Origin of the sequence: Pseudomonas sp. NPDC087342, assembly GCF_044744265.1 — a bacterium.
Classification (GTDB): domain Bacteria; phylum Pseudomonadota; class Gammaproteobacteria; order Pseudomonadales; family Pseudomonadaceae; genus Aquipseudomonas; species Aquipseudomonas nunensis.
Genome location: NZ_JBIUXZ010000008.1, coordinates 1 through 23231, shown reverse-complemented (window position 1 = coordinate 23231; position 23231 = coordinate 1). Strand labels below are relative to the sequence as shown.

Below are 23231 nucleotides of genomic sequence, written 5' to 3'. Positions count from 1 at the left end.
CGAACGGTTGTAACTTCGACTCAGATAGGTACAATGGCGCCGTTCGCCGTGAGGTGAATGTCGTTATGGTGACTCCATCGGTCCCCCCGCAACGATTACCCGTGAACCTGGTCAGATCCGGAAGGAAGCAGCCACAGCGGGAACATTGTGTGCCGGGGTGTGGCTGGTGGGGTTGCCTCCATAACGCCAAGTCCTCAGTTTCGAGGCTTGCGCGCGCAACATCCTTCGATACGCCTCGTTTTAAAATCCCTAAGTTTATTTTGTCTGCTGCGTTGTCCTGCGGCGGTTTTGTTGTGCCTGCCGTTTGCGAATCCTGCGCTGCCAGGATTATCTGACAGCGCAGAAGGGCAAGCCCTTAAGCCTTTTTACGGCTGAACAGTTTGCGCACGAAGCCTGCGATCACCACTAGCCCGACGATCAGGAACTTCTTCGCCGCCAGCAGGAAGATGCCGATCTTGGCAAACAACCCGGCCTTCGCCGCCAGGCCGCCACCCACCAATGCCGCCAGACCATAAGACGCCAGTTTGTCGGTGGCTGGGCTGTAGTCGGTATAGAGGTTGCCGTCGGTGAAGTTTGTGAAGGCGATGACTTTCGGCAGTTCTTTCTTGACCATCGGCAGGTCCGCCATCGCGGCAACCGCGTTCAGTTCCAGTACGCCCTTACGGCCCAGTACCCGAATGCTGTAGTTCAGGGTGCTGTCTTTGGCATCGTCGGATTTCAGTTCCCGTGCCCAATACATTTTGTGGCTGGCGCCGTCGTAATGCGGTTGCTCGGCCCAGCCCAGCAGGTGCAGGCCGGCATAGCCTTGTTTCTGGCGTTCCTTATTGTCTTCCTCGTCCTCTTCCTGCATTTGCTTGAGCAGGTCGGCGTAGTCGATTTTTGCCGCATCCTCGTCGGAAACGTGCCCGTCTTCGCTGTAGCTGACAATCACGCCCCAGCCGCTGGCGGTCAGCGGGTTCACGCCGGCCGGGATGATCATGCCCAGCGTCTCGGTGCCCGGTGGGTTGCCCCAGCCTTCGGTCAGCAAGCGTTCGGTGTCTTTGGGGTTGAGGTAATAAAACTCGTCGTTGAGCTTCATCGTCGCAATGCCGTTGGGCAGGGTGATGGTGCCGTGCTGTTTCTTCAGGGAGGCCAGAAACTGCTCGGGCGTTTGCTCGACTTGGGCAGCTTCAACGGTTTCTGGTGGGGGCGTGGTGGCGGCTTGTGCGGAGTTATGCAGTGCGCACAGCATTGCGGCCATCAAGAACGGACGGAGGCGTTTCATCGTATTCCCTTACATTTTGAATTAATTTCACGCAAGGATATCGGATGGCCATTACCGGTGCACGTTCTTCGAGACGGTTGTTGGCGCCCGAATAAACAAAAGGCAGATCGGTCGAGTCGACAGATCTGCCTTTTTATTACTGGCACTAAGGCTTGGACAAGGCCTGGTCAACCGCAGCGATCAGCTTTCCCAGATCCTTTGAGGTGGCTTTGTGTATGACGCTGAACAGGTACGCCCGCTGTTCGTCTTCATCGCCCATATCTGCGAAAAACGCTTTCAGCTTCACGCCCAGCACATCGGCAAGCAGGAACAATGCTTCCACGCTGGGGGTATAGGTGCCGGTTTCGAAGCGGCTGATGGTTTTGGGGTCAAAACCGGTTTTTTCGCCGAGTTCAGCCTGAGTAAGCCCCGCGACCTTGCGATAGCGTCGTATGGCTGGACCCAAACTTGAAATTTGCATCGCTCAATTCCCATTTAGAATCAAGAACTTAACGATAGATTTTTGCATTAGACAACTGCATGATCCATCACCTTGCTTTGCAAAATGTGATGCATTTCGTAGAATCGCCGCTCAAAGGGGGCATTTGGTGACCTGCTTTCAGAAGTTAAGGCGACATGGAGCTGCCAGCGTTGCGTTCCATTGCCGGGTGTGTGGGGTTGCCGCGAGTGGCCTGATGCCTTGCAAAATGGTGTCTGGATCGCCGTTTCCAATTTCGCCGAGGCTTTTGAGCCTAGTTGATCTTCGGCTGTCCCGGGGCCATCAAATGCTGTCATGGAGTAAGCACGTGTCTCTGCGCAGACCGTTTCAAAACATCTCTTCCGGGCATTGTGTGCTGGTCGAGCGGTACCACCGCTAGCGACAGGCGAGCCTGACTCATGGATGAGAAATACCGCAGGGCCGTGGACGCCGCCGCCATTTTTTCCGAAACGGATCTGAGCGGCCGGATCACCTACGTCAATGATCAGTTCTGCGCCATCTCCGGCTACAGCCGCGAGGAACTGATCGGACAAAACCATCGCCTGCTGAATTCCGGCCTGCACTCCGCCGATTTCTTCGCCACGCTGTGGCGCACCATTGCCTTGGGTGAGATCTGGAAGGGCGAAATCTGTAACCGCGCCAAGGATGGCAGCCTGTATTGGGTCGAAAGCACCATGGTGCCGGTGCTCAACGACACCACAGGGCGGGTTGACCGCTACTTGTCGATTCGCTTCGACATCAGCGAAAAACGTCAATTGCTGCATTCCCTGCAATGGCGGGTAGGACATGATGTATTGACCGGCCTGCCCAATCGCGCGTTCCTCTCGGATTTGCTGGATCAGGCGCTGGAGTTCTCCCGCCAGGAAAACATCCCGCTGGCGGTGTGCATGCTCGACCTCGATGGCTTCAAGGCCGTCAACGACGGCTACGGGCATGCCAGCGGCGATCTATTGCTGGTGGAAGTGGCCAAGCGTTTACGCACGATTGTGCGCGGCGAAGATGTGGTGGCACGGCTGGCTGGCGACGAGTTTGTGCTGGTGTTGCGTTACGTGCGGGACATGCCGGAACTGCGCGCGGCTCTGAATCGGGTGTTGGGGGCGATCTCGGCGCCATATTCGCTGCATGGCAAGGACGTCAATGTGTTCGCCAGCATTGGCGTGACCTTGTTTCCGTACGACAACGAAGATGCCGAAACCCTGTTGCGCCACGCCGATCAGGCGATGTACGTGGCCAAGCAGCGCGGACGTAACCGTTTTCATCTGTTCGATGTGTCCCGCGACCAGGAAGTCAAAGCCACGCACCAGACCGTCGAGCGGGTTCGTCAGGCCTTGGCGGGCGGCGAGTTGCGCCTGCATTTCCAGCCCAAGGTGAACATGCGTCGCGGCGAGGTGGTCGGTTTCGAGGCGTTGTTGCGTTGGGAGCATCCGCAAAACGGCCTGGTTCTACCGCGCGAGTTTCTACCGTTGGTGGAGGAAACGGATCTGATCATCGACATCGGTGAATGGGTGATGGATCAGGTCTTATCACAGTTGCACCACTGGCAGCAGGCGGGGCAGGGCTGGCCAATCAGTATTAATATTGCGGCTCGACATTTTCAGCGGGCGGATTTCGTTGAACGGCTCAGGCAGGTGCTTGCCCGACATAATCAAGTCGCGCCGCAACTGCTGGACCTGGAAATCGTCGAGTCGGTGGCCGTGGAGAACATCCAGCACGTCAGTGCCTGTTTACAGGCTTGCCAGGCGCTGGGGGTGCAGTTTTCACTGGGGGATTTCGGCACGGGTTATTCGTCGCTGAGCTACCTCAAGCGCCTGCGTACGCAAACCATCAAGATCGATAAATCCTTTGTACGCGACATTCTTCACGATCGTGACGATCTGGCCCTGACCACTGCCGTGATCGGCCTCGCCCGTGCGTTTGGCCGGCAGGTGATTGCCGAAGGATTGGAGAGTATCGAGCATGGTCGATTGTTGCTGGAGCTCGGCTGCGAAGTGGCCCAGGGTTATTTCATTGCCAAACCGATGCCGCCCGCCGAGGTGCCGGGGTGGGTCGCGGGGTTTGTTGCGCCGGTGGAATGGCAAGTGCTGGATCAGGTTGGCTGAAGTTTTGTGTCCACATTGAATACCTGTGGGAGCGAGCTTGCTCGCGATAGCGGAGTGTCAGCCAGCATAAATATTGAATGTTAAACCGTAATCGCGAGCAAGCTCGCTCCCACAGGGGGCAGTGTTGATTGGGGGAATTGTTCAAGGCGTACGAGGTTCCGCGCCCGTGTAAAGCCCAATAATGTCATCAATCTCCCCGGACATTTTCATCCGCAATAACGTGCGCAAAATCCGCTGCACCGGCACCTTCGGGTCGTTGCGCAGGTAGCAGCCAACATTCTGCTCCTGCAACACCGCCACCGCCTGCAACTGTCGGCCCGGCATCAGGCGCTGGTTGAACCAGTCCAGGGTCCACTGATTAGTGACTGCGTAGTGATAGCGCCCGAACAGGAGTTTATCCAGCACCTGTTCCTGATTGCGCGCGTCTTCGCGTTGCAACTGGCCGTTGTCGAACAGCGGTTGCAGCGTCGGATAGATATAGCCGAGCACCGTGCCGATGGATTCATGTTTCAGGCTGGCCGGGACAATCGACGCGGGCGAGCCTTGCCGGGTAACCAACAGGTCGCGTTGCAGAAACAGTGGAATGCTCCAGATGTAATCCCCGGACTGATTCGGCAGCCACGACTGCGCCGCATAGCAGCGCACATCGACTTCACCGTGCTCCATGGCGCCCTGCACCCGCGCGCGGGGCAGCACATGAAATTCGGCTGGCACTCCGACCTGGGTGGCGAGGCTGAGCATGATGTCGTAAAGGATGCCTTGGGTCGGCCGGCCGCGATCCAGTTGCACCATCGGCATGGCCCAACTGTCGGCCATGACGAAGCGCACAGGCGTGTCGGCGGCTGCGACGTTCAGACTTATCCACAACAGTGCCCCCACGGCCAACCGCATAAACGCTCCGGTACTGATGAACCCCGAGCCGAAAATAGCCCCCAAACTGCAGCTTAGTCAGATTAGACGAGCACACCGGATGCAATTTCGGGCCTGCTCCGCTAGCATTAGCCGCTTCTGTTCCTTAGTTGCGACGGTTTTCGATGAGTTATCAGGTTCTTGCACGTAAATGGCGTCCGCGCTCGTTCCGCGAAATGGTCGGCCAGACCCATGTGCTCAAGGCTCTGATCAATGCCTTGGACAGCCAGCGGCTGCACCATGCCTACCTGTTTACCGGTACCCGTGGCGTTGGCAAGACCACCATCGCACGAATCATCGCCAAATGCCTGAACTGTGAAACAGGTATCACTTCAACGCCGTGTGGCGAGTGTTCGGTGTGCCGCGAGATCGATGAAGGGCGCTTTGTCGACCTGATCGAGATCGACGCCGCGAGCCGGACCAAGGTCGAAGATACCCGCGAACTGCTCGACAACGTGCAGTACGCCCCGAGCCGTGGGCGCTTCAAGGTCTACCTGATCGACGAAGTGCACATGCTCTCCAGCCATTCCTTCAATGCGCTGTTGAAAACCCTCGAAGAGCCGCCGCCCTACGTCAAGTTCATCCTGGCGACCACCGATCCGCAGAAACTTCCGGCAACTATTCTTTCCCGGTGCCTGCAGTTCTCCCTGAAGAACATGACCCCGGAACGCGTGGTCGAGCATTTGACCCACGTACTGGGTGTCGAACAGGTGCCGTTCGAAGACGATGCACTGTGGTTGCTCGGTCGCGCCGCCGACGGTTCGATGCGTGACGCCATGAGCCTCACCGACCAGGCCATTGCCTTCGGTGAAGGCAAGGTCATGGCCGCTGACGTGCGCGCCATGCTCGGCACGCTGGATCATGGCCAGGTGTTTGATGTCCTGCATTCGCTGATCGAAGGCGACGCCAAGGCGTTGCTCGAAGCCGTCCGTCATCTGGCCGAACAAGGCCCGGACTGGAATGGAGTGCTCTCGGAAATTCTCAACGTGCTGCACCGTGTCGCCATCGCCCAGGCCTTGCCTGAAGGCGTCGACAACGGTCACGGCGACCGTGATCGGGTACTGGCGCTGGCCCAGGCATTGCCGGCCGAAGATGTGCAGTTTTATTACCAGATGGGCCTGATCGGTCGTCGCGATTTGCCGCTGGCACCCGACCCGCGCGGTGGTTTCGAAATGGTCCTGCTGCGCATGCTGGCGTTCCGGCCGGCGGACACGGCAGATGCCCCGAGGCAACCGCTAAAGCCAGTGGGGATCAGCCAGGCCACAGTTGATTCCGCAAATTCAGTGGCTACCGCGCCTAAAGTCGCGCCGGTAGCCCCTGCGGCAGTTGCCCCGATTGTGCCTGCACCGGTTGTTGCGCCGGCGCCTGAGCCCGAGCCTGAACCGGTTGCGCCAGTGGTCGCGCCAGAGCCTGTGGTGGAAGCGGTGGCGGTCGAAGCCGTTGTCGATCTGCCGTGGAATGACCCGGTTGAACCCGAGGTCGTCCAGCAGCCCGTGGTCGAGCCCGTACTCGAAACCGCCAGCGAGCAACCCGAATTGCCACCGATGCCGATGCCCACGCCTGACAGCGTGGTGCCGGACGCGCCGGAATGGGCCGCTGCGCCGATTCCCGAGCCGTCCGTGGCCGAAGTCGACGCCGCCACGCCGGGCATCGATCTGGATGACGAGCCGCCGCTGGACGAGGATTACATCGAGCCGGACATCGACTCGGCCTACAGCTATCTTGATGAGCTGGCCAGCGAGCACACCGCCGAGCCGACGCCGGAGCCTGAGCCAGAGCCAGCCGCCATGCCGGCCACCGGTCTGGCGCTGCAATGGCTGGAGCTGTTCCCGAAACTGCCGATTTCCGGCATGACCGGTAGCATCGCCGCCAACTGCACGCTGATCGCCGTCGATGGCGACAATTGGCTGTTGCACCTGGACCCGGCCCACAGCGCCTTGTTCAACGCGACCCAGCAACGTCGTCTCAACGATGCGTTGAACCAGTTCCACGGGCGTACGCTGAACCTGAGCATGGAGCTGATCAAGCCTGAGCAGGAAACCCCGGCCCAGGCTGCGTCCCGCCGTCGTGTGAACCGCCAGCGCGAGGCCGAGGAGTCGATCCACGGTGATCCGTTCATCCAGCAGATGATGGAGCAGTTCGGCGCAGTGATCCGTAACGATACTATTGAACCTGTCGAAGCCCTGGTCAGTCAGGGCTAATAACTGAAGGCGTTCGGCGACCGTCGCCGGACACTGTTTTTATCCAAGTACTTTGAGGTGATTACCATGATGAAAGGTGGCATGGCCGGCCTGATGAAGCAGGCGCAGCAGATGCAGGAAAAAATGGCCAAGATGCAGGAAGAACTGGCCAACGCCGAAGTCACCGGTAAGGCCGGCGGCGATATGGTCACCGTGGTAATGACCGGTCGTCACGACGTCAAGCGCGTGACCATCGACCCAAGCCTGGTGGAAGGCCTGAGCGAAGACGACAAAGAGATGCTGGAGGCCGTATTCGCCGCCGCCGTCAACGATGCCGTGCGCAAGATCGAAGCCAACAGCCAGGACAAAATGGGCAGCGTGACCGCTGGCATGCAACTGCCGCCGGGAATGAAACTGCCATTCTGATTCGCCAAGGCGCGTCGGATGGGCTACAAAAAAATGCCAGGCATTGCGCCTGGCATTTTTGTTTCTGGTGGTTGGGGATAGGCCGCCTTCGCGGGCAAGCCTCGCTCCTACAAGAGCAGCGCCGCGAAACCTGTAGGAGCGAGGCTTGCCCGCGAAGAAGTCGACTCGGTCTACCCGAATAAACATCGAACGCCATACCGCCACGAAGGTCTGCTCCCTATACCGCTGAATTCACCGATCAAGGAGACGCTCACATGCCACAAGCATTGACCCTCAACCAACGTATCGTCCTGGTGTCCCGCCCGGTGGGCGCGCCGACCCCGGAGAATTTCCGCCTGGAGCGCGTCGCGCTGCCGGATCTGGCCGACGGCCAGGTGTTGCTCAAGACCCTTTACCTGTCCCTCGATCCCTACATGCGCGGTCGCATGAGTGACGCGCCGTCCTACGCCGCGCCGGTGGAAATCGACGAGGTGATGACCGGTGGCGCCGTCAGTCGCGTCGAGCGTTCGCTCAATCCCAAATTTCACGAAGGTGATCTGGTAGTCGGCGCCACGGGCTGGCAGAGCCACAGCATCAGCGATGGCCGCAACATCATTCCGATCCCGTCCGGATTGCCGAGCCCGTCGATGGCGTTGGGAGTGCTCGGTATGCCGGGCATGACGGCCTATATGGGCCTGATGGACATCGGCCAGCCCAAGTCCGGTGAAACCCTGGTGGTTGCCGCTGCATCCGGTGCCGTGGGTTCGGTGGTCGGCCAAGTGGCCAAGATCAAAGGCCTGCGAGTGGTTGGCGTGGCGGGTGGTGCTGAGAAGTGCCGCTACGTGGTCGAGGAACTGGGCTTCGACGCCTGCATCGACCATAAGAGCCCGGACTTTGCCAAAGATCTGGCGCTGGCCTGCCCCAAAGGCGTCGACATCTATTATGAGAACGTCGGCGGCAAGGTCTTCGACGCGATCATCCCGTTGCTCAACCCAAAGGCGCGGATTCCGCTGTGTGGCCTGATTGCCGGCTACAACGCCCATGAAGCGCCGAGCGGGCCGGATCGCCTGCCGCAATTGCAGCGCACCTTGCTGACCAAGCGCGTACGCATCCAGGGCTTTATCGTGTTCGATGACTACGGTGATCGTCAGCCGGAATTCGTCAGTGCCATGGCGCCGTGGGTGCGCGACGGCAAGGTCAAGTTCCGCGAAGACATCGTCGATGGCCTGGAGCAGGCGCCCGAGGCGTTCATCGGTCTGCTGGAAGGACGCAACTTCGGCAAACTGGTGGTGCGGGTCGCCCAGGACTGAGTATTTGACGCTGGCCAGAGGCGCGGGTATAAACCGCGTCTCGTTGTTTTGTCGGACTTTTCCCCATGAGCTTCAGCCCTCTGATTCGCCAACTGATCGATGCCCTGCGAACGTTACCGGGCGTGGGTCAGAAAACCGCCCAGCGCATGGCGTTGCAACTGCTCGAGCGCGATCGCAGCGGCGGCTCGCGCCTGGCCCTGGCCCTGAGCCAGGCGATGGAAGGGGTCGGTCACTGCCGCTTGTGCCGCACGCTGACCGAAGACGACCTCTGCCCGCAATGTGCCGACACCCGGCGTGACGACACCTTGCTGTGCGTGGTGGAAGGGCCGATGGACGTCTACGCGGTGGAGCAGACCGGTTTCCGGGGTCGCTACTTCGTGCTCAAGGGCCATTTGTCGCCACTCGACGGCCTCGGGCCAGAGGCTATCGGCATTCCGCAATTGCTCGCCCGGATCGAAGAAGCCGGCACGTTTACCGAAGTTATCCTGGCGACCAACCCGACCGTGGAAGGTGAAGCCACCGCGCATTACATCGCCCAGTTGCTGAGCAACAAAGGCCTGGTCGCCTCGCGTATCGCCCATGGCGTGCCGTTGGGTGGCGAGTTGGAATTGGTAGATGGCGGGACGTTGGCGCATTCGTTTGCGGGGCGTAAGCCGATCGCTTTGTAGTGCCTGGGCGGGCGCCTTCGCGGGCAAGCCTCGCTCCTACAGGGTTTTCGCGTCGAGCCGCATATTTGCGAACGCCACATGACCTGTAGGAGCGAGGCTTGCCCGCGAAGAATTCACCACGGTCCACCTGATTCACACAATCCTGTTGAAAACCAAGCAAGCGCTCGGTTAACGTCGCTGAACCCTTCAGTGGAGTTCGCCGATGCCTGCCTTTCAGGAATACTTCGACCCCAGCCACCAATTGGTCCGCGACAGCGTCAGGCGTTTCGTCGAGCGCGAGATCCTGCCGGACATCGATCAGTGGGAAGAATCTGAAAGCTTCCCCCGCGAGCTCTACTGCAAGGCTGGTGCCGCCGGCATCCTGGGGATCGGTTACCCCGAAGCCCTGGGCGGCAGCCATGAAGGTGATCTGTTCGCCAAAGTCGCCGCCAGCGAAGAACTGATGCGTTGCGGCTTCGGCGGTTTGGTCGCGGGCCTCGGTTCCCTGGACATTGGCTTGCCGCCGATCCTCAAGTGGGCGCGGCCCGAAGTCCGCGACCGAGTGGTGCCGCTAGTGTTGTCCGGCGAGAAAATCAGCGCCCTGGCCATCACCGAACCCAGCGGCGGTTCCGATGTGGCCAACCTGCAAACCCGCGCCTGGCGCGACGGCGACTTCTACCGGGTCAGCGGCAGCAAAACCTCTATCACCAGCGGCGTGCGTGCGGATTACTACACCGTTGCGGTGCGCACTGGCGAGCCGGGTTTTGGCGGCATCAGCCTGTTGTTGATCGAGAAGGGCACCCATGGCTTCACCGTCGGCCGACAACTGAAGAAAATGGGTTGGTGGGCGTCGGACACCGCCGAGTTGTTCTTCGACAATTGCCTGGTGCCTGTAGGCAATCTGATCGGCGCCGAGAACATGGGCTTCGCCTGCATCATGGGCAACTTCCAGAGCGAACGCCTGGCCCTGGCGCTGATGGCCAATATGACCGCGCAGCTTGCCCTTGAAGAAAGCCTGAAATGGGCACGTCAGCGTGAGGCCTTCGGTAAGCCGATTGGCAAGTTCCAGGTGCTCAAGCATCGCCTCGCTGAAATGGCCACGGCGCTGGAAGTGTCACGGGAATTCACCTACCGCCAGGCGGCGAAAATGGCGGCGGGGCAGAGCGTGATCAAGGAGATTTCCATGGCCAAGAATTTCGCCACTGACACGGCGGATCGCATCACCACGGATGCGGTGCAGATTCTGGGCGGGTTGGGTTATATGCGCGAAAGCCTGGTGGAGCGCTTGTATCGGGATAACCGGATTCTGTCGATTGGCGGCGGGACGCGGGAAGTGATGAACGAGATTATCAGCAAGCAGATGGGGCTTTAGTTTTTGCGGTGTGGCGGCCGGCGCTTTCGCGAGCAAGCCCGCTCCCACAGTAGATCTCCTCTGTGCACAAACTCTGTGAACGACAAAGATCAAATGTGGGAGCGAGCCTGCTCGCGAAGGCGCCAGTCAAAGCGCCGCTTACTTTTCCGACAACGCAAACTGCGTCAGGCAGAAGGTGGGGATCCCCATATCTTCCAGCCGTTGCGACCCAAGCAGCTCCGGCAAGTCAATGATCGCCGCCGCTTCATGCACCCGCGCACCCATGCGTCGAATCAGGTTCGCCGCCGCGATCAGCGTGCCGCCGGTGGCAATCAGGTCATCGAACATCACCACCGAATCGCCCTCGCACAGGCTGTCGGCATGCACTTCCAGAAAGGCTTCGCCGTATTCGGTCGCGTAGCCTTCGGCCAGCACGTCCGCCGGCAGTTTGCCTTGCTTGCGGAACAGCACCAGCGGCTTGTTCAACTGATACGCCAACACCGAACCGATCAGGAAGCCACGGGCGTCCATCGCGCCGATGTGGGTGAAGTCGGCCTCAACGTAACGATGGGCGAAGGTGTCCATCACCAGGCGCAAGGCCGTCGGCGATTGGAACAGCGGAGTGATGTCGCGAAAGATCACGCCCGGCTTGGGGAAGTCGATCACGGGGCGGATCAGGGATTTGATGTCGAAGGAGTCGAAGACCATCGTCGAGTTGTCCTGGCAGGGCTGCAAACGTCGCAGTATAACGGCGGCTGAACCGTTTCGCTCAGCCGCAATTGCACTAGTCAGTCGAGAGAGCCGCCAGCCAGGGCGCAGAGCTGGATCGGGTCGAGGATATGAATTTCCTTGCCCTCGGCGGCGATCAGTTCGTTTTGCTGGAAGCGCGTGAACACCCGGGACACGGTTTCCACCGCCAGGCCCAGGTAGTTGCCGATTTCGTTGCGCGACATGCTCAGGCGGAACTGGTTGGCCGAGAAGCCGCGGGCGCGGAAGCGCGCGGACAGGTTGACCAGGAAGGTGGCGATGCGCTCGTCGGCGGTCTTCTTCGACAGCAGCAACATCATTTGCTGATCGTCACGAATCTCGCGACTCATCACTCGCATCAACTGACGACGCAGTTGCGGCAGTTGAATGGACAGTTCGTCGAGACGTTCGAAAGGAATTTCGCAGACCGATGTAGTCTCCAGCGCTTGCGCCGAGACCGGGTGCTTTTCAGTGTCCATGCCCGACAGGCCGACCAGCTCGCTCGGCAAGTGGAAACCGGTGAGCTGTTCTTCGCCGCCATCGCTGAGGCTGAAGGTCTTCAGGGCGCCGGAGCGTACTGCATAAACGGAATCGAAGGTGTCGCCCTGGCGGAACAGGAACTCGCCTTTTTTCAGCGGGCGACCACGTTTAACGATTTCGTCCAGCGCATCCATGTCTTCCAGATTCAGAGAAAGTGGCAGGCAGAGAGGGGCCAGGCTGCAATCCTTGCAATGGGCCTGGCTGTGAGCGCGCAGTTTAACTGGCTCGGACATTTCTTTAATCCTTGTGGGAAAACACACATAAGCCGTAAGGGTAACTCACGGGAGGACATTCAGGCCAGCGCACGGCAATTTTGCCGCAGGCGTGTAAAGCCACGGCTCGGGTGGCCGATAACCTGTCAACTGATCGCCTGCAAGGAACCGCATTCATGTCCGCCATTGGCACGTTGAACCCCGGTAGCAGCGGCTTATCGTCGTTGCTCGACACCTCCAGACTGCCTGCGGTCAATGACTCGGATGTCACGGCGCAGAGTGTCGACACCCCGACTAAAGTCGAAGGCATCAAGGTCTCGCTGTCCGGTGCCGGCATCGAAAAAGCCGCCGAGGCCAAGGGTGAAAACAGCGACATCGAACAAAGCGGTTTGCCGGACAACATTCAGCAGATCCTGAAGATGATTCGTAAACTGCAGCAGCAGATCGCCGAAAAACTCGCCGAAATGCAGGCGGTGATGAAAGATAAACGGCTGAGCCCCGAAGAAAGAAAAGCCAAGCTCGGAGCCTTGCAAGCGTTTATCAACAACCTCAACGGAGGTTTGATCGTCGCCAACAACGCGCTCAGTAAAGCGATGAAGCAAGCAGGCCTGACGCCGGAGCAAGTCCTCAAAGCGGCGTCGCTGGCCATGAAGTCTTAAATCACCCGCGAGAAGCGCTGACGATTCTGCTGTTCCAGGTAGGCATCGAACACCATGCACACCGAGCGCACCAGCAAGCGTCCGGCCGGTAGAACGGTGATCCGCTCGCTGTCCAGTTCGATCAAGCCGTCCTTGGCCATTGCCTGCAATTGCGGCCAGAGTTCGGCGAAGTAGCCACGGAAATCGATGTTGAAGGCCTGTTCGATTCCGGCGAATTCCAGGCTGAAATGGCAGATCAACTGCTGAATAACTGCTCGTCGCAAGCGGTCGTCGGCGTTGCACAGCAGGCCACGATTGGTCGCCAGTTGTGCCGAAGCCAGGGTGTTTTGGTACAGGTTCAAATCACTGGTGTTCTGGCAGTACAGGTCGCCAATCTGGCTGATCGCCGAAACCCCAAGCCCGATCAAATCGCAATGTCCGTGGGTGGTGTAGCCCTGGAAGTTGCGTTGCAGGGACAATTCTTCCTGGGCAACCGCCAGTTCGTCGTCGGGCAGGGCAAAGTGGTCCATGCCGATGTAGCGGTAGCCAGCCTTGGTCAGTTGTTCGATGGTGCCCTGGAGCATCTCCAGTTTCTGCGCCGGGGTTGGCAGTTCGGCAGTGTTGATCCGCCGCTGCGGCATGAAGCGTTCCGGCAGGTGCGCGTAGTTGAATACCGAGAGACGGTCCGGTTGCAGGGCGATGACTTCATCCACCGTGCGGGCGAAGTTTTCGGGCGTCTGGCGCGGCAAGCCGTAGATCAGGTCGATGTTGATCGAACGAAACTGCAAGGTTCGCGCGGCGTCGATCACGGCGCGGGTTTCTTCCAGGCTTTGCAGGCGATTGACCGCGCGTTGCACCGCCGGGTCGAGGTCTTGCAGGCCGATACTGACCCGATTGAAGCCCAGCTCCCGCAGCAGACCCATGGTTGACCAGTCGGCCTCACGTGGGTCGATTTCGATGCCGTAGTCGCCGGAATCATCGTCCAGCAGATTGAAATGCTTGCGCAACTGAGCCATCAACTGGCGCAGTTCGTCGTGGCTGAGAAAGGTTGGTGTACCGCCGCCGAAATGCAGTTGCTCGACTTTCTGCGCGGGGTCCAGGTGGCAGGCGATCAGCTGGATCTCCTGCTCCAGGCGCTGCAAGTAGGGGAGTGCGCGACCGCGGTCCTTGGTGATGACTTTGTTGCAGGCGCAGTAATAGCAAATGTTCGCGCAGAACGGCACGTGCACATACAGCGACAGCGGCCGCAGCGCTTTGCGGCTGTCGCGCAGGGCATGAAACAGGTCGAACGTGCCGACCTGGCTGGTGAATTGAACGGCGGTCGGGTACGAGGTATAGCGCGGCCCCGACAGGTCGTAACGGCGAATCAGATCGGTGTCCCAACGAATGGCGTCGAGCATGCGGGCATTCCCCCGGATAGGCTTGCAGTGGCTGCGAGTCTATGGGGTGCGGCGTTGGGGCATCTTGATTTGCATCAACGGTGTCATTGCCAACCATCGCCCTGTAGCAGCTGCCGAGCCTGCGAGGCTGCGTTCGGCGGCGAAGCCGTCGTAAACCCTGAAAACCAGATCATCCTGATACACCGCACTGCCTGATTTCACGACGGCTTCGCCGCCGAACGCAGCCTCGCAGGCTCGGCAGCTGCTACAGGGCTGCGATCTAATGCCCCATGAGCCAATGCTGATGCGGCCCCGGCAATGTCCAGATCCCGAACAGAATTACCAGCAGCCCGCCACTCATGCGCACACTGCGCTTGCGCAACAACGCCGTGACGCGCTCGGCCGCCAGTCCTGTCGCGAGCAACACCGGCCAGGTCCCCAACCCGAATGCCAACATCAACAACCCACTATCAAGCGCATTACCCTGGCTCGCCGCCCACAGCAACGTGCTGTAAACCAGCCCGCACGGCAACCAGCCCCAGAGCGCGCCCAGCAACAAGGCGCGGGGCAGGCTCGATACCGGCAGCAGTTTGTTGGCAATCGGCTGGATATGCCGCCACAGGCCGCGACCGAGGCTTTCGATGCGGGTCAGTCCGCTCCACCAGCCGGCCAGGTACAGGCCCATGCTGATCAGCAGCAACCCGGCGATGACGCGCATGAACATCGCCGCCGGGCTGTTGGCCACCGCCCAGCCGGCCAGGCCGATCAGCAGGCCGGCAGTGGCGTAGCTGAGAATTCGCCCTAGGTTGTAGGCCAGCAGCAAGCGGAAGCGACGGCTGCGTTGTTCCTTGGGAATCGCCAGGGTCAGCGCGCCCATCAAGCCGCCGCACATGCCCAGGCAATGCCCGCCGCCGAGCAGGCCGAGGATCACCGCAGACACCAGCAGTGGCGCCAGTTCAAGCATGGGGTGGGGCCTTGTCGTCCGGTTTGGCCGGATGGCCGCTGGCCTCATCGACCGCCGCGGTGTGGTTCGGGTCCTGGTCGTCGAACAGAATGCTGTGGGCCGGGCCGTCGAGGTCGTCGTACTGACCGCTGTCGACCGCCCAGAAGAAGATGTAGACGGCGATGGCCACGATCAGCAGTGCCGCCGGGATCATCACGTAAAGAGCTGGCATGGGAAGGCTCCATGCCCGCGCGGCTCAGGCCGGCAGCGGGCGGGTTTCTGGCGTGGCGCTGGCCTTGGGCGTGCTCGGCATACGAGTCAGGCGCAGGGCATTGAGCACCACGGTCAACGAACTGATCGACATGCCGACCGCGGCCCACACCGGAGTGATCCAGCCGAGGGCGGCGAACGGCAACATGAGGCCATTGTACAGCCCGGCCCACAGCAGGTTCTCGATGATAACCCGCCGGGTGCGGCGCGCCAGGCTGAAGGCTTGCACCAGGGCGTCGAGGCGGTTGGACAGCAGCACCGCATCGGCGCTGGTTTTCGCCAGGTCGGTGGCCGAACCCATGGCCACGCTGATATCGGCGGCGGCCAGCACTGGCACATCGTTGACCCCGTCACCGAGCATCAACACCTTGCGGCCTTCCTTGTGCAGCTGTTGCAACACCTGCAACTTGTCATCGGGACGCAAGCCGCCACGGGCCTCGTCGATACCCAATTCGGCGGCGACGCTGGCGACCATCGGCGAGCTGTCGCCGGACAGCAACAACGTGCGCCAGCCGCGCGCCTTGCACGCCGCGAGCAGGGCCGGGGCGTCGGCGCGCAAGCGGTCATCGAGGACAAACCACGCCAGCGGCCCGAAGCCGTCACCGAGCAGCAGCCATTGCCCAGCTTCATCCGGCATCAACGGCACGCTGGCGCCGCTGAGTTCGCAGACAAAACCTGGCTGGCCGATGCGCAGGCGTTGCTCACCGACCAAGCCTTCAAGGCCTAGCCCTGGCGTACTGAGGACTTCTTCGGCGGCCAGAGGGGCGCGGCCAAATGCCCGGGCGATCGGGTGTTCGGAACGGTTTTCCAAGGCTGCCGCGAGGCTCAGGCACTCATCGCTGCCGAGTGAGCCGAGCGGGCGAATCGAACGCAGCGCCAGTCGACCTTCAGTCAACGTGCCGGTCTTGTCGAAAATCACTGTGTCGATCTGATTCAGGCCTTCCAGCACATGACCTCGGGTCAGCAACAAGCCGAGTTTGTGTAGCGTGCCGGTGGCGGCGGTCAGCGCAGTCGGCGTGGCCAGCGACAAGGCGCACGGGCAAGTCGCCACCAGCATGGCCAGCACGATCCAGAACGCCCGCGAGGAATCCAGTTCCCACCACAACAGGCCGATGGCGGCGGCAGCGATCAGCGACAGCAACAGGAACCATTGGGCGGCGCGGTCGGCGATTTCCGCCAGGCGCGGTTTTTCGGCTTGGGCGCGGTCGAGCAGGCGAACAATCGCGGAGAGTCGCGTGTCATGCCCCAAGGCCAATACTTCCACGGTCAACGCGCCTTCAACGTTCAAAGTCCCGGCGGTGACCGCATCGCCCAACGTGCGCGGTTGCGGCAGGTATTCGCCGGTGAGCAGGGATTCGTCGATGCTCGACTGGCCGTCGAGGATCTTGCCGTCGGCCGGAAGGACTGCACCGGGATGCACCAGCACATGATCGCCGACGCGCAATTCACTGAGCAGGATTCGCTCGCTCTGACCGTCTGCGCTTAGACGCAGGCAAGAAGCAGGCAACAGATTGACGAGTTGCGCGGTGGCCGCGGCGGTACGTTCTCGGGCGCGACGTTCCAGGTAACGCCCGGCCAGCAGGAACAGCGCGAACATGCCGACCGCATCGAAATACAGCTCGCCGACTCCGGTGATCGAGGTCCAGATCCCGGCGAGATACGCGCTGCCGATTGCCAGTGACACCGAAACGTCCATGGTCAGGTGGCGGGTGCGCAGGTCGCGCATCGCGCCTTTGAAGAACGGCGCGCAGCTGTAGAACACGATGGGTGTGGTCAGGAACAGCGCGATCCAGCGCAGGATGGTGTGCAGTTCCGGGCTGAGGTCGATATTGAATTCCGGCCAGGTGGCCATGGTCGCCATCATCGCCTGGAACCACAGCAGCCCGGCGACGCCGAGTTGGCGCAGGGCCAGACGGTTTTCGCTGGCCAGTTGTTCGCTGGCGCGGTCGGCCTGATAGGGGTGGGCGACGTAACCGATGTGGCGCAGTTCGCCAAGCACTTGGCTCAGCGGCAATTGGGCGTCGGCCCAGCGCACATGCAGGCGATGGTTGGACAGGTTCAGCCGCGCCTCGGCCACTGTTGGCAAACTGCGCAGGTGTTTCTCGATCAACCAGCCGCAGGCGGCGCAGCTGATGCCTTCCATCAACAGTGTGGTTTCAGCGAGCTCGCCTTCGTGACGGACGAAGGGTTGCTGGACGTCGGCGCGGTCATACAGCGCCAGTTCGTCCACCAGTTGCACGGGAAGGGATTCGGGATTGGCCGAGGCTTCGCTGCGATGCTGGTAATAACTTTCCAGACCTCCGGCCACGATGGCTTCAGCCACAGCCTGGCAACCCGGGCAGCAGAGCTCGCGGGTTTCACCGAGGACGACGGCGGTGAAGCGGCTGCCGGCCGGGACGGGCAGGGCGCAGTGGTAGCAGGGGGTTGGGGTGGTCATGTCTGTCGCCATGGAAACAATTGTGGCAAGTCCAACTCAGTCCCTGTGGCGAGGGGGCTTGCCCCCGTTGGACCGCGTAGCGGTCCCAAACCCTGCGACCACGAATTTCCGATAGATCGAGTGCACAGGTCTTGCGGCTGCTGCGCAGCCGAACGCGGGCAAGCCCGCTCGCCACAGGAGATCGAGGTATTACTTCTTCAAATCTTCCGCGCCTTGCAGCGGTTCATCGCCCAGCAGCAGTTCTTTGTCATGGCTGACCTGTTCTTCTTCGAACATGCGCCAGGTCTTGTCGTCCTGCACACCCAGCAATTCGACAAAGCGACGGCCTTCGACCTGGTCGCTCATCTGCCCAATATAGCGGCCCTGTTCGGTTTCACTGCGGGTCAGGGTGATCTTGCGATCCTTCTCCGGCTGGGTCGGCGAGATCAGGTTCAGTTCAACGGTCTTGGGCTGGCTGTTGCCGCTCAGGCGCAGGTCGACTTCACCGGTCAGTTCATCCAGATGCACATTGGCGCGCAATTGCAGGGTCTGGGCCAGCAGTTCGCGGTCCAGCGAACGATTGATGCCTTTGCCCGCCTCGTAGTAGTTGTCGTTGACCAGGTTATCCGGATTGTTCACGGCGATGGTCACCATGGACAGGGTCAGGGTCACCGAGCAGGCCAGAATCCCGATGATGATCCACGGCCAAAGATGCTTGTACCAAGGGCTTGCGGCAGTTGCTGCGGGCATGATCACTTCTCTCAACGAATTTGTGGGCCGATGAATCGGCTCTTGGCTTCAACGTGGACGCTGTCGTCATCGGCATCCTTGAGGGTGAATTTCACCTCATTGGTGCTTGATGGCAATTGCTCCGGCGCGCTGGACAATTCCACCGGCTGGCTGAAAATTTCCCCGGCGGCGACTTTGATCTCGCGCTTGCCTTGCAGCTTGAGGTCCGGCAGGCCACTGGCTTCCAGCAGGTAGGTGTGGTCGCGCTGGTCCTTGTTCATGATCTTCAGGCTGTAGACGTTTTCGATCCGGCCTTCGGCGTTCTCGCGGTACAGCACACGGTCCTTGCTGACGTCGAAGCCCACCAGTGAACGCATGAAGAACGCGGTCACCAGCAAGCCGATCATGGCCAGCAGCACTACCGCATAGCCGATCAGGCGCGGGCGCAGTTTATGGGTTTTCTGCCCGGACAGGTTGTGCTCGGTGGTGTAGCTGATCAGGCCGCGCGGGTATTCCATCTTGTCCATGATGCTGTCGCAGGCATCGATACACGCGGCGCAACCGATGCACTCGATTTGCAGGCCGTCGCGGATGTCGATACCGGTCGGGCAGACCTGGACGCACATGGTGCAGTCGATGCAGTCGCCCAGGCCCTGAGCCTTGTAGTCCACGCCTTTTTTGCGCGGGCCACGGGATTCACCGCGACGTGGATCGTAGGAGACGATCAGGGTGTCCTTGTCGAACATCACGCTCTGGAAGCGCGCGTACGGGCACATGTAGATGCACACCTGCTCGCGCAACCAGCCGGCATTGCCGTAGGTGGCGAGGGTGAAGAAACCGACCCAGAAGTACGACCAGCCATCCGCCTCGCCGGTGAAGAAGTCGATGGTCAACTCGCGGATCGGCGAGAAGTACCCGACGAAGGTCATGCCGGTGACAAAACCGATCAACAGCCACATCGAGTGTTTGCTGAACTTGCGCAGGAATTTGTTGGCGCTCATCGGCGCCTTGTCGAGCTTGATGCGCTGGTTGCGGTCGCCTTCGGTGACCTTCTCGCACCACATGAAAATCCAGGTCCAGACGCTTTGCGGGCAGGTATAACCGCACCACACGCGCCCGGCGTACACCGTAATGAAGAACAGGCCGAAGGCGCTGATGATCAGCAGCCCCGAGAGCAGGATGAAATCCTGAGGCCAGAAGGTCGCGCCGAAGATGAAGAATTTACGCTCCGGCAGGTTCCACCAGACGGCCTGGTGGCCACCCCAGTTCAACCACACCGTGCCGAAATACAGCAGGAACAAACCGGCCCCGCCCATCATCCGCAAGTTGCGGAAAAGACCGGTGAAGGCGCGGGTGTAGATCTTTTCTCGAGAGGCGTAGAGGTCAACGCTGTTGTTTGCGTTCTTGGCAGGCGGGGTAACGTCGTGTACCGGAATCTGATTGCTCATCATTGCATCCCACGGCAGTGGAAAAATGCCTCGGTCAGTACGTGCCGACCGCGGTCAAAAAGAGGTGTTGCAGTGGCGCAATGATACGCCTGTCGCTCTAGCTCAAGGGTGCGACCTTTGGTCGCGTTGGGGGAAATCAATTGATGGTGTAATGACTTGAATCAATTGACTTGTGAATTATGGACGGTTTTGCCGGTGCGGCGAGTTCATTTATCCCATGGATTGATCAATGCGACACCGCTGGATTGAAAGTCACCGATGTTTCGGGTGACTACGGTCAGGCCATGAACCAGTGCGGTAGCAGCAATCAGAGCATCGCTTTCGTTGGCTTGGTCGGGAACGTGCAAGCGGGCACAGCGCAACGCCACGGCGGCATCGACTGGCAGGATTCTGGCATCGAAGGCCGGTATGACATGGCGCTTCAACCAGGTGCGCAGCACCTTCCCTTGAGCGGGATCGCGACGTTCCATTCGCAGGACTCCCGTCTCCAGTTCCTTCAGGGTAATTGCCGAAATAAACAGGCGGGGTGCGATGACACTTTTGGCCCAGGCGACAACGTTCGCGTCAGCTTGAGGTTTGCGCAGTTCAGAAATCACATTGGTGTCGAGTAGGAACATCAGGACAAGTCCACGGGTCGATGAGTAATTACGGCGCGCTCGGTTTCGAAGTCAATGTCTGCCGCTTCCGGCATCACCAACAGGTCGACAATACTGGCGTTAATGCCGGTCAGTTTTTGATACTCCTCAATGCTTAGCAGTACGTGAGCAGGCTTGCCACGGTCGGTGATGATTACCGGGCCCTGACGCGTGGCTTTTTTGGCACTACTTGTGTCCTGGTTGAATTCACGGCTGGAAATCGTGGTGATGGCCATCATGGCGGCGCCTCTTGTAAGTGCTTTGTAGCAACGTTACTACTCGTCGGTCGGCCTCGCAACCTTCCAAGAGCCAGAGCGGTTACCACTGGTCGTCAGGCGTGCAACGCGCACAAACAAAACGGCCCCGCCAATTCACATTGGCGGGGCCGTTTTTTGTTGCTTCAAGCGTCTGCCTTACTGGGCATCCGCCGCCGGAGCTTTCTCACCGTGAGACAAGCTGTAGACGTAAGCGGCCAGCAGGTGAACCTTGTCGTTGCCTTGCAGCTGTTCTTGCGCAGGCATCTGGCCCTGACGGCCGTAACGGATGGTCTGCTGCAGTTGAGCAAAGCTCGAACCGTAGATGAACGCCGCCGGGTGGGTCAGGTTAGGCGCGCCCATCGCTGGCGTACCTTTGCCTTCCGGGCCGTGGCACACGGCGCAGTTGGCGGCGAACAGTTTCTGCCCGGCAACCGGATCGGCCTTGGTGCCTTCCGGCAACTTGCGACCATCGAGGTTGGTCAGCACGAACGAGGCAACGTCTGCCACGCCTTGCTCGCCGATCACTTCAGCCCACGCTGGCATGACCGCATGACGGCCGCCCATGATGGTGGTCTTGATGGTTTCCGGCTCGCCACCCCAGCGCCAGTCGGCGTCGGTCAGGTTCGGGAAGCCATAAGCGCCCTTGGCGTCGGAGCCGTGGCAGACCGAGCAGTTGGAGGCGAACAGGCGGCCACCCATCTTCAGGGCTTGCGGGTCCTTGGCGACTTCTTCGATTGGCATGGAAGCGAACTTGGCGAAGATCGGGCCGAACTTGGCGTCCGACTTGGCCATTTCCTTTTCCCACTCGTGAACGCCGGTCCAGCCGGTCTGGCCGTTGGCGAACGCAGTCTGCTTGTCGTTATCGAGGTAGTTGTAGCCCGGCAGCAGGCCTTTCCAGTTACCCAGGCCTGGATACAGCACCAGGTAGCCCAGGGCGAAGATGATGGTGCCCACGAACAGCATGAACCACCATTTCGGCAGTGGGTTGTCGTACTCCTCGATCCCGTCGAAGGAGTGGCCAACAGTCTCTTCGGTGGCTTCGCTGCGCTGGCCCTTGCGGGTGGACAGCAGCAGCCAGGTCAGGGCGAAGATAGTACCCAGACTGAGGACTGTGACGTACAGACTCCAGAACGTAGTCATTCTTTGTTACTCCTAGAAGCTTGCTCGACGTGCTTGATGGCTTCGGGATCATCCGCAAAAGGCAGCAAGGTCGCGTCTTCAAACTCCGACTTGCGCTTGGGGCTGAACACCCACAACGCCAGACCGATAAAGGCAACCATCACGACAACGGTGCCCAGGCCACGAATCATCCCGATATCCATCTAAATCACCGTTTGCTTTTGATGATGGTGCCCAGGCCTTGCAGATAGGCCACCAGCGCGTCCATTTCGGTTTTGCCCTTCACGGCATCCTTGGCGCCGGCGATGTCTTCGTCGGTGTAAGGGACGCCGAGCGTGCGCAAGACTTCGAGTTTCTTGGCGGTGTCCTTGCCGTCGAGCTTGTTTTCCACGAGGAACGGGTAGGCCGGCATTTTCGACTCAGGCACTACGTTGCGCGGGTTGTACAAGTGCGCACGCTGCCAGTCATCGGAGTAACGACCGCCGACACGGGCCAGGTCCGGACCGGTACGCTTGGAACCCCACAGGAACGGGTGGTCCCAGACGCTTTCACCGGCGACCGAGTAGTGGCCGTAACGTTCGGTTTCAGCACGGAACGGGCGGATCATCTGCGAGTGGCAGCCGACACAACCGTTGGCGATAAAGACGTCGCGTCCTTCGACTTCAAGCGCCGGGCGAGGCTTCATGCCTTCGACCGGCTTGTTGGTAACGTCCTGGAAAAACAGCGGGACGATCTGGGTCAGGCCGCCGATGCTGACGGCGATGACCATGAAGAAGGCCAGCAGGCCAATGTTCTTCTCGACTGCTTCATGCTTCATCAGTGAGCTCCAACTACAGCAATCTGAGCGGCGGCTTCGGCTTCAGCCGGGTTCGAGGCACGTACGGTACGCCATACGTTGTAGGCCATGAACAGCATGCCGCTGGCAAAGAACGCACCGCCCAGGGCGCGAACGATGTAGCCAGGGTGGCTGGCTTGCAGCGCTTCGACGAACGAGTAGGTGAGGGTGCCGTCGTCGTTGATTGCACGCCACATCAGACCCTGGGTGATGCCGTTGACCCACATCGAAGCGATGTACAGAACGGTACCGATGGTCGCGAGCCAGAAGTGGGTGTTGATCAGGCCGATGCTGTGCATCTGCACGCGACCGAACAGTTTCGGGATCATGTGGTAGATCGCGCCGATCGAGATCATCGCTACCCAGCCGAGCGCGCCGGCGTGTACGTGGCCGATGGTCCAGTCGGTGTAGTGCGAGAGA

At 60.3% G+C, this 23231-nt stretch carries 24 protein-coding genes and 1 other RNA gene; 8 read left to right on the top strand and 17 right to left on the bottom strand.

Annotation, left to right across the window (positions count from 1 at the left end):
- Positions 1-75 precede the first annotated feature (75 nt).
- Positions 76-172, top strand: an RNA gene (gene ffs, locus ACIOYV_RS18000) — signal recognition particle sRNA small type.
- Between the two features lie 183 nt (positions 173-355).
- Here ffs and ACIOYV_RS17995 read toward each other — a convergent pair.
- Together ACIOYV_RS17995 and ACIOYV_RS17990 are read right to left on the bottom strand one after the other, a co-directional pair.
- Positions 356-1264 carry a DUF2167 domain-containing protein gene (locus ACIOYV_RS17995; RefSeq protein WP_401325668.1) on the bottom strand — a complete coding sequence of 303 codons (909 nt, stop codon included), beginning with the start codon at positions 1262-1264 and terminating at the stop codon, positions 356-358.
- Between the two features lie 145 nt (positions 1265-1409).
- Positions 1410-1724, bottom strand: coding sequence for a helix-turn-helix domain-containing protein (locus ACIOYV_RS17990; protein WP_054054050.1), 315 nt, complete (start codon positions 1722-1724; stop codon positions 1410-1412).
- A gap of 416 nt (positions 1725-2140) precedes the next feature.
- Here ACIOYV_RS17990 and ACIOYV_RS17985 point away from each other — a divergent pair, with 416 nt between their 5' ends.
- Positions 2141-3841 carry a putative bifunctional diguanylate cyclase/phosphodiesterase gene (locus tag ACIOYV_RS17985; RefSeq protein ID WP_401325665.1) on the top strand — a complete coding sequence of 567 codons (1701 nt, stop codon included), beginning with the start codon at positions 2141-2143 and terminating at the stop codon, positions 3839-3841.
- A 141-nt stretch (positions 3842-3982) separates the two neighbouring features.
- On the opposite strand, the gene ACIOYV_RS17980 is transcribed toward ACIOYV_RS17985, so the two are convergent.
- A complete protein-coding gene (locus ACIOYV_RS17980; protein WP_401325662.1) occupies positions 3983-4732 on the bottom strand; it encodes a substrate-binding periplasmic protein in 750 nt (249 codons plus the stop codon).
- Positions 4733-4875: 143 nt separating this feature from the next.
- On the opposite strand from ACIOYV_RS17980, the gene dnaX reads away from it, so the two are divergent.
- The 5 genes from dnaX to ACIOYV_RS17955 all read left to right on the top strand — a co-directional run bounded on the left by dnaX (position 4876) and on the right by ACIOYV_RS17955 (position 10664).
- Complete coding sequence (gene dnaX / locus ACIOYV_RS17975; RefSeq protein WP_401325659.1) at positions 4876-6951, top strand: DNA polymerase III subunit gamma/tau; 2076 nt, start codon at positions 4876-4878, stop codon at positions 6949-6951.
- Between the two features lie 66 nt (positions 6952-7017).
- Positions 7018-7356 (top strand): YbaB/EbfC family nucleoid-associated protein, encoded by a 339-nt coding sequence (locus tag ACIOYV_RS17970; RefSeq protein ID WP_123403312.1) that lies wholly within the window; start codon positions 7018-7020, stop codon positions 7354-7356.
- 254 nt (positions 7357-7610) lie between these two features.
- Entirely contained in the window at positions 7611-8645 is a 1035-nt protein-coding gene (locus ACIOYV_RS17965) for an NADP-dependent oxidoreductase (RefSeq protein ID WP_401325656.1), read from the top strand.
- Between the two features lie 65 nt (positions 8646-8710).
- Positions 8711-9313, top strand: coding sequence for a recombination mediator RecR (recR, locus tag ACIOYV_RS17960; RefSeq protein WP_163909218.1), 603 nt, complete (start codon positions 8711-8713; stop codon positions 9311-9313).
- Positions 9314-9515: 202 nt separating this feature from the next.
- A complete protein-coding gene (locus tag ACIOYV_RS17955; protein WP_401325652.1) occupies positions 9516-10664 on the top strand; it encodes an acyl-CoA dehydrogenase family protein in 1149 nt (382 codons plus the stop codon).
- A 138-nt stretch (positions 10665-10802) separates the two neighbouring features.
- On the opposite strand, the gene ACIOYV_RS17950 is transcribed toward ACIOYV_RS17955, so the two are convergent.
- The gene (locus tag ACIOYV_RS17950) at positions 10803-11351 is read right to left on the bottom strand and encodes an adenine phosphoribosyltransferase (protein ID WP_054054065.1); all 549 of its coding nucleotides are present in this window, start codon (positions 11349-11351) and stop codon (positions 10803-10805) included.
- An 80-nt stretch (positions 11352-11431) separates the two neighbouring features.
- Positions 11432-12163 (bottom strand): fumarate/nitrate reduction transcriptional regulator Fnr, encoded by a 732-nt coding sequence (fnr, locus tag ACIOYV_RS17945; protein ID WP_054615628.1) that lies wholly within the window; start codon positions 12161-12163, stop codon positions 11432-11434.
- Positions 12164-12318: 155 nt separating this feature from the next.
- On the opposite strand from fnr, the gene ACIOYV_RS17940 reads away from it, so the two are divergent.
- A complete protein-coding gene (locus ACIOYV_RS17940; protein ID WP_054054069.1) occupies positions 12319-12801 on the top strand; it encodes a hypothetical protein in 483 nt (160 codons plus the stop codon).
- Here the strand turns inward: ACIOYV_RS17940 and hemN are convergent.
- The 12 genes from hemN to ACIOYV_RS17880 all read right to left on the bottom strand — a co-directional run.
- On the bottom strand, positions 12798-14180 hold the full coding sequence (gene hemN / locus ACIOYV_RS17935; protein WP_401325647.1) for an oxygen-independent coproporphyrinogen III oxidase: 1383 nt from the start codon (positions 14178-14180) through the stop codon (positions 12798-12800). The genes ACIOYV_RS17940 and hemN overlap by 4 nt on opposite strands.
- Positions 14181-14439: 259 nt before the next feature.
- Positions 14440-15123 (bottom strand): sulfite exporter TauE/SafE family protein, encoded by a 684-nt coding sequence (locus ACIOYV_RS17930; protein WP_054615626.1) that lies wholly within the window; start codon positions 15121-15123, stop codon positions 14440-14442.
- Positions 15116-15334, bottom strand: a complete 219-nt coding sequence (gene ccoS / locus ACIOYV_RS17925) for a cbb3-type cytochrome oxidase assembly protein CcoS (RefSeq protein WP_047531427.1) — start codon at positions 15332-15334, stop codon at positions 15116-15118. The genes ACIOYV_RS17930 and ccoS overlap by 8 nt, the downstream gene beginning before the upstream one ends.
- Before the next feature lie 24 nt (positions 15335-15358).
- The gene (locus tag ACIOYV_RS17920) at positions 15359-17809 is read right to left on the bottom strand and encodes a heavy metal translocating P-type ATPase (protein WP_401325644.1); all 2451 of its coding nucleotides are present in this window, start codon (positions 17807-17809) and stop codon (positions 15359-15361) included.
- Between the two features lie 189 nt (positions 17810-17998).
- Positions 17999-18538 carry a FixH family protein gene (locus ACIOYV_RS17915; protein WP_401325642.1) on the bottom strand — a complete coding sequence of 180 codons (540 nt, stop codon included), beginning with the start codon at positions 18536-18538 and terminating at the stop codon, positions 17999-18001.
- 11 nt (positions 18539-18549) lie between these two features.
- Positions 18550-19965, bottom strand: a complete 1416-nt coding sequence (gene ccoG, locus ACIOYV_RS17910; RefSeq protein WP_401325640.1) for a cytochrome c oxidase accessory protein CcoG — start codon at positions 19963-19965, stop codon at positions 18550-18552.
- 206 nt (positions 19966-20171) lie between these two features.
- On the bottom strand, positions 20172-20582 hold the full coding sequence (locus ACIOYV_RS17905) for a type II toxin-antitoxin system VapC family toxin (RefSeq protein WP_401325637.1): 411 nt from the start codon (positions 20580-20582) through the stop codon (positions 20172-20174).
- Positions 20582-20836: a type II toxin-antitoxin system Phd/YefM family antitoxin gene (locus tag ACIOYV_RS17900; protein WP_401325963.1), complete on the bottom strand. Its 255-nt coding sequence runs from the start codon at positions 20834-20836 to the stop codon at positions 20582-20584. Before ACIOYV_RS17900 ends, ACIOYV_RS17905 begins: the two co-directional genes overlap by 1 nt.
- Positions 20837-21013: 177 nt before the next feature.
- A complete protein-coding gene (gene ccoP, locus ACIOYV_RS17895; protein ID WP_123599364.1) occupies positions 21014-21997 on the bottom strand; it encodes a cytochrome-c oxidase, cbb3-type subunit III in 984 nt (327 codons plus the stop codon).
- Positions 21994-22179: a CcoQ/FixQ family Cbb3-type cytochrome c oxidase assembly chaperone gene (locus tag ACIOYV_RS17890; RefSeq protein ID WP_003175465.1), complete on the bottom strand. Its 186-nt coding sequence runs from the start codon at positions 22177-22179 to the stop codon at positions 21994-21996. Before ACIOYV_RS17890 ends, ccoP begins: the two co-directional genes overlap by 4 nt.
- A gap of 5 nt (positions 22180-22184) precedes the next feature.
- On the bottom strand, positions 22185-22793 hold the full coding sequence (gene ccoO, locus ACIOYV_RS17885) for a cytochrome-c oxidase, cbb3-type subunit II (protein ID WP_054054085.1): 609 nt from the start codon (positions 22791-22793) through the stop codon (positions 22185-22187).
- A partial coding sequence (locus ACIOYV_RS17880; protein WP_401325633.1) for a cbb3-type cytochrome c oxidase subunit I occupies positions 22793-23231 on the bottom strand: 439 nt, incomplete at its 5' end. The genes ACIOYV_RS17880 and ccoO, both read right to left, overlap by 1 nt.

Excerpts from the sequence above, each read along its gene's own strand:
- ACIOYV_RS17995 (WP_401325668.1), bottom strand. The coding sequence starts at position 1,264 with ATGAAACGCCTCCGTCCGTTCTTGATGGCCGCAATGCTGTGCGCACTG.
- ACIOYV_RS17990 (WP_054054050.1), bottom strand. The coding sequence starts at position 1,724 with ATGCAAATTTCAAGTTTGGGTCCAGCCATACGACGCTATCGCAAGGTC.
- ACIOYV_RS17985 (WP_401325665.1), top strand. The coding sequence starts at position 2,141 with ATGGATGAGAAATACCGCAGGGCCGTGGACGCCGCCGCCATTTTTTCC.
- ACIOYV_RS17980 (WP_401325662.1), bottom strand. The coding sequence starts at position 4,732 with ATGCGGTTGGCCGTGGGGGCACTGTTGTGGATAAGTCTGAACGTCGCA.
- dnaX (WP_401325659.1), top strand. The coding sequence starts at position 4,876 with ATGAGTTATCAGGTTCTTGCACGTAAATGGCGTCCGCGCTCGTTCCGC.
- ACIOYV_RS17970 (WP_123403312.1), top strand. The coding sequence starts at position 7,018 with ATGATGAAAGGTGGCATGGCCGGCCTGATGAAGCAGGCGCAGCAGATG.
- ACIOYV_RS17965 (WP_401325656.1), top strand. The coding sequence starts at position 7,611 with ATGCCACAAGCATTGACCCTCAACCAACGTATCGTCCTGGTGTCCCGC.
- recR (WP_163909218.1), top strand. The coding sequence starts at position 8,711 with ATGAGCTTCAGCCCTCTGATTCGCCAACTGATCGATGCCCTGCGAACG.
- ACIOYV_RS17955 (WP_401325652.1), top strand. The coding sequence starts at position 9,516 with ATGCCTGCCTTTCAGGAATACTTCGACCCCAGCCACCAATTGGTCCGC.
- ACIOYV_RS17950 (WP_054054065.1), bottom strand. The coding sequence starts at position 11,351 with ATGGTCTTCGACTCCTTCGACATCAAATCCCTGATCCGCCCCGTGATC.
- fnr (WP_054615628.1), bottom strand. The coding sequence starts at position 12,163 with ATGTCCGAGCCAGTTAAACTGCGCGCTCACAGCCAGGCCCATTGCAAG.
- ACIOYV_RS17940 (WP_054054069.1), top strand. The coding sequence starts at position 12,319 with ATGTCCGCCATTGGCACGTTGAACCCCGGTAGCAGCGGCTTATCGTCG.
- hemN (WP_401325647.1), bottom strand. The coding sequence starts at position 14,180 with ATGCTCGACGCCATTCGTTGGGACACCGATCTGATTCGCCGTTACGAC.
- ACIOYV_RS17930 (WP_054615626.1), bottom strand. The coding sequence starts at position 15,123 with ATGCTTGAACTGGCGCCACTGCTGGTGTCTGCGGTGATCCTCGGCCTG.
- ccoS (WP_047531427.1), bottom strand. The coding sequence starts at position 15,334 with ATGCCAGCTCTTTACGTGATGATCCCGGCGGCACTGCTGATCGTGGCC.
- ACIOYV_RS17920 (WP_401325644.1), bottom strand. The coding sequence starts at position 17,809 with ATGACCACCCCAACCCCCTGCTACCACTGCGCCCTGCCCGTCCCGGCC.
- ACIOYV_RS17915 (WP_401325642.1), bottom strand. The coding sequence starts at position 18,538 with ATGCCCGCAGCAACTGCCGCAAGCCCTTGGTACAAGCATCTTTGGCCG.
- ccoG (WP_401325640.1), bottom strand. The coding sequence starts at position 19,965 with ATGAGCAATCAGATTCCGGTACACGACGTTACCCCGCCTGCCAAGAAC.
- ACIOYV_RS17905 (WP_401325637.1), bottom strand. The coding sequence starts at position 20,582 with ATGTTCCTACTCGACACCAATGTGATTTCTGAACTGCGCAAACCTCAA.
- ACIOYV_RS17900 (WP_401325963.1), bottom strand. The coding sequence starts at position 20,836 with ATGGCCATCACCACGATTTCCAGCCGTGAATTCAACCAGGACACAAGT.
- ccoP (WP_123599364.1), bottom strand. The coding sequence starts at position 21,997 with ATGACTACGTTCTGGAGTCTGTACGTCACAGTCCTCAGTCTGGGTACT.
- ACIOYV_RS17890 (WP_003175465.1), bottom strand. The coding sequence starts at position 22,179 with ATGGATATCGGGATGATTCGTGGCCTGGGCACCGTTGTCGTGATGGTT.
- ccoO (WP_054054085.1), bottom strand. The coding sequence starts at position 22,793 with ATGAAGCATGAAGCAGTCGAGAAGAACATTGGCCTGCTGGCCTTCTTC.